Source organism: Streptomyces sp. NPDC014764 (assembly GCF_043082785.1).
Taxonomy (GTDB): domain Bacteria; phylum Actinomycetota; class Actinomycetes; order Streptomycetales; family Streptomycetaceae; genus Streptomyces; species Streptomyces althioticus.
Genome location: NZ_JBIBXY010000007.1, coordinates 450655 through 460013, shown reverse-complemented (window position 1 = coordinate 460013; position 9359 = coordinate 450655). Strand labels below are relative to the sequence as shown.

Genomic DNA, 9359 nt, shown 5'->3' with positions numbered 1-9359 from the left:
GGCCTCGGCTCCTACACCGAGCTGCCCTCCTCCAACCCCGCCGTCCTCGCCTTCCTCCGCGAGGCCCCCCCGAACGGGGAAGACGGGGACGACCTGGTCCTGTGCGTCAACAACTTCTCCCGCTTCTCCCAGCCCACCGAGCTCGACCTGCGCGAGTTCGACGGCCGGCACCCGGTGGAGCTGTTCGGCGGGGTGCGCTTCCCGGCCATCGGCGAACTGCCCTACCTGCTGACCCTCGGGGGCCACGGCTTCTACTGGTTCCGGCTCACCCGAGTCGCATCCCGCATCGGCCGACGACTGTGAGCGTGTGCCGGCGAGAGGAGGCGTCACGATGACGAAGACCGCATTCCTGCGCCCGCGGAGCGCGCCCGCCGAGTCCCTGGAGTCGCTCGCCGGGCTGCTGCGCGAGTGGCTGCCGTTGCAGCGCTGGTTCGCGGGCAAGGACCGTCCCGTCACCGATCTCGGCGTGCTGTCCACGACCGAGCTGTTCCCGGGCTGTCTGCACGTGCTGGTGCACGCCGCGCACGGCGGGGTGCCCGCGCCCGGGGGCGCCACCCCCGCCGGCGACTGCTACCAGTTGCTGCTCGGGGTGCGTGAGCGGCCCTCGCCCCGCCTGGGCAAGGCGCTCATCGGCACCGTGCGGGACGGCCTGCTGGCCGGGCTGACGGTGTACGACGCCCTCCAGGACCCGCGCGCCGCCCAGTTGCTGCTGGAGCGGCTGCGCCGGCCGGGCACCGCGGGCCCGCTGCACTTCGAGGGCGACCCCGCCCAGGAGGTCCCCGCGGGTCTGGTGCCGCGGGTGCTGAACGCCGAGCAGTCCAACTCCTCGCTGGTGTACGGCGACGAGTACATCCTGAAGGTCTTCCGGCGTATCCAGCCCGGCGTCAACCCCGACCTGGAGGTGCCCGGGGCGCTGGCCCGGCAGGGCTGCCACCGGGTGCCGGCGCCGGTGGCCTGGCTGCGCACCACGCACCCGTTCAAGGCGACGCTCGGTGTGCTCCAGCCGTATCTGCGCAACGCCGCCGACGGCTGGACGCTCGCGCTCGACGCGCTCGCCGCCGGGGACGACTTCACGGCGCAGGCGCACGCCCTCGGCCGCGCCACGGCCGACGTCCACCTGGCGCTTTCCTCCGCGTTCCCCGTCGGCACGCCCGGCGAGAACGGGCGGACGGCGGCGGCGATGACCGAGCGGCTGACCGCGGCCGCGCACGCCGTGCCCGCGCTCCAGCCGTACGTGCCGGGGCTGCGGAGCGCCTTCGCCGCGCTCTCCACCTGCGACGCGGGGCCGCCCGCCCAGCGCATCCACGGCGACCTGCACCTCGGCCAGGTACTGCGGGCGGGACGCGAGTGGTTCGTGATCGACTTCGAGGGCGAGCCGTCCCGGCCGCTCTCCGAACGGCGCAGCGCCCACTCCCCAGTGCGGGACATCGCCGGGATGCTGCGCTCCTTCGACTATGCCGCCCGGCAGCGCCGTCCCTGGCGCCCGGAGTGGGCGCGGCGCTGCCGCGAGGCCTACTGCGCGGGCTACGCGGCCCGTGCCGGCTGGGACCCGCGCAAGAAGCACGGCCTGCTCCGCGCCTACGAGACGGACCGGGCCGTGTACGAGGTGCTGTACGAGGCCCGGCACCGACCCGACTGGCTGCCCGTACCCATGGCGGCGATCGAGCGCCTCGCCGTGAGAGGAGACTGAAGCCGTGGCCCTGCACGAAACGCCGCTGCCCGGATCGGGCGGGTCCGCCCCGTCCGCCGCCGCCGACGACGAGGCGGCCGCACCCGCCCTCGACCCGCACGACCGGGGCCGTCTGCTGGCGGGCGCCCACCACGATCCGCACGCCCTGCTGGGCGCTCACCCGGTGCCCGGCGGTGTCGCCTTCCGGACGCTGCGCCCCTTCGCCCGCGAGGTGAGCGTGGTCGTCGACGGCGCCCGCACCCCGCTGGTGTCCGAGGGCGACGGGCTGTTCTCGGCCGTGCTGCCGCTGGACGAGGTCCCCGAGTACACCCTCGCGGTGGCGTACGGGGACGACGAGCCGGCGGAGACGCACGACCCGTACCGGTTCATGCCCGCGCTAGGCGACTTCGACCTGCACCTGATCAGTGAGGGCCGGCACGAGGAGCTGTGGACGGCGCTCGGCGCGCACCCCATGACCCACCAGGGCGTGACCGGCACGCGCTTCACCGTGTGGGCGCCCAACGCGCTCGGGGTGCGGCTCGCCGCGGACTTCACGTACTGGGACGGGACGGCGTTCCCGATGCGGTCACTCGGCTCGTCCGGCGTGTGGGAGCTGTTCCTGCCGGGCGTGGGCGAGGGCACCCGCTACAAGTTCGAGATCCACTCGCGTCACGGCCACCGGTTCCTCAAGGCGGACCCGATGGCCCGGCGCACCGAGGCGCCCCCGAACACCGCGTCGGTGGTCACCGCCTCGCACTACGAGTGGGGTGACACGGAGTGGATGGCGCGGCGCGGGGAACGGCCCGTGCACGAGGCGCCGTTCTCGGTGTACGAGGTGCACCTGCCGTCCTGGCGGCCCGGATCGACCTACCGCGAGCTGGCCGAGGTGCTGCCCGCGTACGTGAAGGACATGGGCTTCACCCACGTGGAGCTGATGCCGGTCGCCGAGCACCCTTACGGGCCGTCCTGGGGCTACCAGGTCACCGGGTTCTACGCGCCGACCGCCCGGCTCGGCACCCCCGACGACTTCAAGTACCTGGTCGACGCCCTGCACCGGGCCGGCATCGGCGTGATCATGGACTGGGTGCCGGCGCACTTCCCGAAGGACGACTGGGCGCTGGCCCGCTTCGACGGGGAGCCGTTGTACGAGCCCGGCGACTCGCGACGCGCCGACCACCCGGACTGGGGGACGTACACCTTCGACTACGCCCGTACCGAGGTGCGCAACTTCCTGGTCGCGAACGCCGTGTACTGGTGCCAGGAGTTCCACATCGACGGGCTGCGGGTCGACGCCGTCGCCTCCATGCTCTACCTCGACTACTCGCGCGAGGACGGCGGCTGGGAGCCCAACGCCTACGGCGGCCGTGAGGACCTGGCCGCGATGGCCTTCCTCCAGGAGATGAACGCCACCGTGTACCGGCGCTGCCCCGGCGTGGTGACCATCGCCGAGGAGTCCACGGCGTGGGGCGGGGTGACCCGGCCCACCGACACCGGCGGGCTCGGCTTCGGGCTGAAGTGGAACATGGGCTGGATGCACGACTCGCTGGAGTACGTCTCGCACGAGCCGGTGCACCGCAGGTACCACCACCACGAGATGACCTTCGCGATGGTGTACGCCTACAGCGAGAACTACGTGCTGCCGATCTCCCACGACGAGGTGGTGCACGGCAAGCAGGCGCTGGTGTCGAAGATGCCCGGCGACTGGTGGCAGCGGCGGGCGAACGTGCGCGCCTACCTCGGCTTCATGTGGGCCCACCCCGGCAAGCAACTTCTTTTCATGGGCCAGGAGTTCGCACAGGGCGCGGAGTGGTCCGAGAAGGCGGGCCCCGAGTGGTGGCTGCTGGACGAGGACTACCACTCGGCGGGCGACCACCGCGGCGTGCAGGACCTGGTGCGCGACCTGAACGCGCACTACCGGCGGCTTCCGTCGCTGTGGCAGCGCGACACCGACCCGTCCGGCTTCCGCTGGGTCGCGGTGGACGCGGCCGACGACAACGTCTTCGCGTTCCAGCGGTACGACGCCGAGGGCCGGCCGCTGCTCGCGGTGTCGAACTTCTCCCCCGTGGTCCGGCACGACTACCGGCTCGCCGTCGGCGACGACGTGGTCGCCTGGGAGGAGATCCTCAACACCGACGCGGCCCGCTACGGCGGCGGCGACGTGGTCAACCCCGACCCGGTCAAGCCCGAGGACGGGCACGTGCGGCTCACCCTTCCCCCGCTCGCGACGGTCTGGCTGGCGCCCACGCCGCTGTGAGTCCGCGCTCCGGCGCCCGGCGGCCCTCGGCCGACGACACCAGGTGTTCCGCGCCCAGCGCGGGGCATGCGGGTCGTACGGCCGAGGGCTGCTCGGCGTCGACGCGGCAGGCAGAAGGGCGAGGCATCAGGTGCGCACCGTGGGAGTGGAGGAGGAACTCCTCCTGGTCGATCCGGAGACGGGTGAACCGCGGGCGATGTCCGCGGCGGTGCTCGCCCGGGCCGAGCGGGAGGACGCGGGGCAGGACGTCTTCGAGAAGGAACTGCACGAGCAGATGGTGGAGTTCGCCACGCATCCGCAGTCGTCCATGGAGAGCCTGCACGCGGAGATAGTCCGCTGCCGCAAGGAGGCCGCGGGCCACGCCGAGGAGATCGGCTGCACGGTCGCCGCGCTGGCCACGTCGCCGCTGCCGGTCAGCCCGGCGGTCGGCATGAACGAGCGGTACCGGTGGATGGAGCAGCAGTACGGCATCGCCACCCGTGAGCAGCTCGTCATGGGCTGTCATGTGCATGTGTCGGTGGAGTCCGACGAGGAGGGCGTCGCCGTCCTCGACCGGCTGCGGCCGTGGCTGGCGGTGCTGACCGCGCTGAGCGCGAACTCGCCGTTCTGGCAGGGCAAGGACTCGGGATACTCCAGCTACCGCAGCCGGGTGTGGCAGCGGTGGCCGTCGGCGGGGCCGACCGAGCTGTTCGAGTCGCCGGAGCGGTACCACCGGCGGGTCGCCGAGATGGTGGCGACCGGGACGATCCTCGACGAGGGGATGATCTACTTCGACGCCCGGCTGTCCGAGCGGTACCCGACGGTGGAGATACGGGTTTCGGACGTCGCGCTGCACGCGGAGACGGCGGGGCTGGTGGCCACGCTGACCCGGGGGCTGGTGGAGACGGCGGCACGTGAGTGGCGTGAGGGCCGCGAGCCGGTCGACCCGGGGGTCTCCCTGCTGCGGCTGTCCGCCTGGCAGGCGGCCAGCTCCGGCCTCACCGGCGAGCTGCTGCACCCGGGGACGATGCGGAGGATGCCCGCCGAGGAGGTCGTCCGCGCGCTCCTCGACCACACCGCGGACGCCCTCTCCGACCACGGCGACCTGGACCGCGCCCGCGAGGGCTGCGAGCGTCTGCTCCGCGACGGCAACGGAGCGATGATCCAGCGCGCCCTCCTGGAACGCACGGAAAGCCTCCGGGACGTGGTCACGGAGTGCGTCCGCCATACGCAGGCGTAGCCGGACACGGATCCTGCGGGTGTGTGGGGGCTGGTCGCGCAGTTCCCCGCGCTCCTTAGGGGCGCTCGGGCGGAGTGGGCCCATGGGGGCGCGGGGAACTGCGCGAACAGGGGTTCGGGGGCGGGCCGCGCCGGGTCCCGCCGCCGGCCTGTGCGGCCGGTGGCTGAGGGGGCCGGCGGCTCAGAGGAGCAGGATGATCGCGTAGACCAGGAAGAACGCCGCGATGAAGGCGACCACGGCGAGGATCGCGGTCAGGGGGCCCTTCGCCCAGCCCTTGGCGGGGTTGTGGTCCAGCTCGTACGGGCCCGCCTCGGGCATGCTGCTCTCCGCGGGCGGGGTCTCGCCCGGTGGTACGCCGCCACCCGCCTCGAGGCCGGTGGTGCGGTCCGGATCGGGATCGGGATTGACGTAGGTCATGGACACCGGGTCCCCAGAAAGCGGCCGGATCATCAGTGCGGACACACTTGACGTGATCCCGGCCCAGGGCACGGCCCGCTGGACTACATTCATGCACCGCCACCCCCCGTCACCGTGAGGAGCAGTGCATGCGCGACCTCGCTCTCGCTCCGCCGTCCGCCCCGCCCTTGACCGGCGGCCTCGCCGACAGCCTGTTCGGGAGGGCGGCCGAGAGCCCGACCATGCCGGTGCTGGCCCGCCGCACCGGGGCCTCCGCCGTCTGGGAGGAGGTCAGCGCCGTCGAGTTCCGTGACGAGGTCGTCGATCTGGCCAAGGGCCTGATCGCGTCCGGCATCTCCCCGGGCACCCGCGTCGCCATCATGGCGCGCACCCGTTACGAGTGGACCGTCCTGTGCCACGCCCTGTGGACGGTGGGCGCCGAGGTCGTGCCGATCTACCCCACCTCGTCGCGGGAGCAGGTCGAATGGATCCTGCGTGACGCCGGCTGTGTGGCCGTGCTGGTCGAGGACGAGCAGAGCGTGATGACCGTGGGCTCGGTGTGCGCCCAGCTGCCGCGCCTGCGGCACGTGTGGCAGCTCGACGCGGGCGCCCTGGACCAGCTGGTGGCGCGCGGCGAGGCCATCCCCCCGGCGACGGTCGACTCGCTGCGGCGGATCGTTCTGCCGGACGCCACGGCCGTGGTGGCGTACACCTCCGGCACCTCGGGGCACGCCATGGGCTGCGCCATCAGCCACCGCGGGCTCGCGTTCATCTGCGACACGCTGCTGGCGGGCTGGGGGCATGTCGCGGCGCCGCCCGGCGAGCAGGGGTCCGTGCTGGCGTTCCTGCCGTTCTCGCACGTCTACGGGCTGATGATCCAGAGCCTGTGCATCCGCGGCGGCCTGCTGATGGGCCACGAGCCGGACCTCGGCGCGGACGCGCTGTCGACGTCGCTGCGCTCGTTCCGGCCCACGTATCTGTACGCGGTGCCGTCCCTGCTGGAGAAGATCTACAAGAACTTCCTGCGCGCCTCGCAGCTGTCGGGGCGCGGGGCGCTGTTCGAGCGGGCCGCCCACACCGCGCGGGACTTCGCCGCGGCGACGGAGCGGCAGCGCCTCGGACGCGGCTCGGGCCCCGGTCTCGACCTGCGCATGCAGCACGCGCTGTACGAGCGGACCGTGTACCGCAAGCTGCGGGCGACGCTCGGCGGCCGGGTGCTGCGGGCCACGTCCGGCGGCTCGCCCCTCGCCCGCGACCTGTCCCTCTTCTACGAGGGCATCGGCATCTACGTGCACGACGGCTACGGCCTCACCGAGACCAGCGGCGGCGTCACCATGCAGCCGTACGGCCGGGAGAAGTCGGGGACGGTCGGGCAGCCGCTGCCGGGCACCGCGGTCGAGGTGGCCGAGGACGGGGAGATCCTGGTGCGCGGGCCGTCGGTGTTCCAGGGGTACATCGGCGACCCGGCCGCCACCCGGGCCGCCCTGCGGGACGGCTGGCTGGCCACCGGCGACCTGGGCCGGCTGGACGGCGAGGGTTACCTCACGATCACCGGCCGCAAGAAGGACATCATCATCACCAGCAGCGGCAAGAGCGTCGCCCCGGCCGCCCTGGAGCAGCGGCTGCGGATGCACCCCCTCGTCCACCAGGCCGTGGTGGTGGGTGACAACCGTCCGTGCGTGGGCGCCCTGATCACGCTGGACCCGGACTTCCTGGCGGACTGGCGGGCGGCGCTGTCGCTGCAGGGGGACGCCCCGGCGCGCGAGGCGCGGGAGGAGAACGCGCTGCGGGAGGAGGTCGGGCGGGCGGTCGCCGCGGCCAACAGCAGCGTGTCCCGCTCGGAGTCGATCCGGGTCTTCCGTGTGCTGCCGGAGCCGTTCGACGTGTCCAACGGCCTGCTGACGCCGTCGATGAAGCTGCGCCGGGACGAGATCGTGCGCCGCTACGCGCTGGAGATCGACGCGATGTACCAGTCCCGTACGCACCCGGCGCGCCCCCCGGCGCCGGCCGACGCGTCGGTGTGGGACGAGGACGACGTGTTCCGCTGATCACGCGCGCGCCGGGGTGCGGGGTTTGTCACCCCGCACCGTCGGGCAGGCGGGCGCGTAGGCTCCGCCCGCACGGGAACCCACAGATCGGGGAACGCAACAGCAGCGACGACCGCCCCGGCAGTGACCGGGGCCTGGAAGGCGACATGGCACCCGAGTCGCGTAGGGACAGGACACTGGCCGGCGAGGAGATCACGAACCGCATCGCCAGCTTCCCGGGGGAGCTGCACGATGTGACGGACGCACGTCTGGTCGCGGAGGGATTCCTCTTCGACCTGGCCCGTGCGTCGGCGCCGACGGCGCCGGAGCACTGGGACGACATACTCCTGGTGGTCACGGAACTGGCCGCCAACGCGGTGCAGTACGCCCCCGGCCCGTTCGAGCTGCGGCTGCGCCGCACGTTCGACGGGGTGCATGTGGTGATGCACGACACCAGCACCACCGAACCGGCCCCGCGCCCGTTCCATCCGCACAGCGGCGGGGGCGGCATCGGGTGGCATCTGATCCACACGCTCTGCGACCAGGTGAGCGTCGTGACGCACGAGCGGGGGAAGGAGATCCACGTCTTCCTCCCGTGGTGAGCGCCCCGGAGGCGGACCTGCCGGGGCGCGTGCTTCATCCGGCGGGCCGCTCCTCACGGGGCAGCTCGCCGTAGTAGAGGCCGACGGCGGTGAGATAGACGGGGTCCATGGTCTCGCTGTCGGTGCGGAAGCGCGGGGCGGCCTTCAGCTCGGCCCGGGTGCAGGACACCGTCAGCTTCCGCCCGGCGGTGTCGACGGATGCGATCACCCCGACGGGGACCAGCAGACTGCGGCCGAACACCCACACACCGGTGTCCACGACGAGGTGCGGCATACCGTGATGGTCGGCCTGACGGTCGACGTGGCCGGCGGTTCCGTCGCTCGCGACGACGGTGTAGCCGGTGAGGTCCGCACCGCGGGCGTGGTCCAGGCCCGGCGCGTACGACCAGATGCTGTCGGTGGGCACTGCTTCCGGCCTCCCCGGGATACGACTGCTCCCCATGAACTGCTCCCCCTTCTCAGGAGCGGGGCCGGACACTCCGCCCCCTCCATCCGAGCAGATACCCGTCCGGCGGGCACACATTCGAACGACGCCCGTCGAATGCGGCCGACCCGGCCGCGCGGACGTGAAACCGCATCAGGTACCCCGCTTCCGCGGAAACATGCGCGCCGGAAAACGTGATTCTCGACCGGTCCGGAAAGCCCGCCACCCGCTTTGTGGCGCGCCCGCGAGGTGGGTTAATCTGCGGCGTATTTCTCTCCGCGCGACTCCGCTGATCTGCGGAAATGCGCACTGAATGGGGCCGGAACGAGGGTGCGCATGACCAGGGGAAGCACCGAGGGGACCGACACGGTGCCGGGGGACAAGGAGCTGAGGCAGCTCCTCGCGGGACTGACGGCCGTACGGGACGGGGACTTCGGGACCCGGCTGCCCGGTGACGCCGACGGGCTCATGGGGGACATCGCCAAGGTCTTCAACGGGATGGTGGACCAGCTGTCGCTGTTCACGTCCGAAGTCACCCGCGTCGCCCGCGAGGTGGGCACGGAGGGGACGCTCGGCGGGCAGGCGCAGGTGCCGGGGGTGTCGGGCACCTGGGCTGACCTCACCGACTCGGTGAACGCCATGGCGGGCAACCTCACGGCGCAGGTCCGCAACGTCGCGCAGGTGACGACGGCGGTGGCGAAGGGCGACCTGTCGCAGAAGATCACCGTCGACGCGCGCGGCGAGATCCTCGAACTCAAGAACACCATC

Annotated in this window: 9 protein-coding genes; 7 read left to right on the top strand and 2 right to left on the bottom strand. The window is 72.5% G+C overall.

The genetic code is table 11. The features are described 5' to 3' along the window. The 4 genes from ACF1AG_RS20935 to ACF1AG_RS20920 form a co-directional block, all read left to right on the top strand. Positions 1 to 303 (top strand): alpha-glucosidase C-terminal domain-containing protein (locus ACF1AG_RS20935; protein ID WP_189407148.1); only part of this gene is annotated, 303 nt, incomplete at its 5' end. Between the two features lie 28 nt (positions 304 to 331). Further along, the gene (locus ACF1AG_RS20930; protein ID WP_359607848.1) at positions 332 to 1690 is read left to right on the top strand and encodes a maltokinase; all 1359 of its coding nucleotides are present in this window, start codon (positions 332 to 334) and stop codon (positions 1688 to 1690) included. A 4-nt stretch (positions 1691 to 1694) separates the two neighbouring features. Beyond that, positions 1695 to 3923, top strand: a complete 2229-nt coding sequence (glgB, locus tag ACF1AG_RS20925; protein WP_391810180.1) for a 1,4-alpha-glucan branching enzyme — start codon at positions 1695 to 1697, stop codon at positions 3921 to 3923. Between the two features lie 130 nt (positions 3924 to 4053). After that, on the top strand, positions 4054 to 5142 hold the full coding sequence (locus tag ACF1AG_RS20920; protein ID WP_391810179.1) for a glutamate--cysteine ligase: 1089 nt from the start codon (positions 4054 to 4056) through the stop codon (positions 5140 to 5142). 180 nt (positions 5143 to 5322) lie between these two features. On the opposite strand, the gene ACF1AG_RS20915 is transcribed toward ACF1AG_RS20920, so the two are convergent. Continuing rightward, entirely contained in the window at positions 5323 to 5559 is a 237-nt protein-coding gene (locus ACF1AG_RS20915; protein ID WP_033276388.1) for a DUF6480 family protein, read from the bottom strand. Positions 5560 to 5687: 128 nt separating this feature from the next. Here ACF1AG_RS20915 and ACF1AG_RS20910 point away from each other — a divergent pair, with 128 nt between their 5' ends. Continuing rightward, positions 5688 to 7586 carry an AMP-dependent synthetase/ligase gene (locus ACF1AG_RS20910; RefSeq protein ID WP_391810178.1) on the top strand — a complete coding sequence of 633 codons (1899 nt, stop codon included), beginning with the start codon at positions 5688 to 5690 and terminating at the stop codon, positions 7584 to 7586. Between the two features lie 146 nt (positions 7587 to 7732). Next, a complete protein-coding gene (locus tag ACF1AG_RS20905) occupies positions 7733 to 8167 on the top strand; it encodes an ATP-binding protein (protein WP_359601444.1) in 435 nt (144 codons plus the stop codon). A 34-nt stretch (positions 8168 to 8201) separates the two neighbouring features. Here the strand turns inward: ACF1AG_RS20905 and ACF1AG_RS20900 are convergent, their stop codons facing one another. Then, positions 8202 to 8573, bottom strand: coding sequence for a PRC-barrel domain containing protein (locus ACF1AG_RS20900; RefSeq protein ID WP_359601445.1), 372 nt, complete (start codon positions 8571 to 8573; stop codon positions 8202 to 8204). A 354-nt stretch (positions 8574 to 8927) separates the two neighbouring features. Between ACF1AG_RS20900 and ACF1AG_RS20895 the strand changes: the two genes are divergently transcribed. Continuing rightward, a partial coding sequence (locus tag ACF1AG_RS20895) for a HAMP domain-containing protein (RefSeq protein WP_391810177.1) occupies positions 8928 to 9359 on the top strand: 432 nt, incomplete at its 3' end.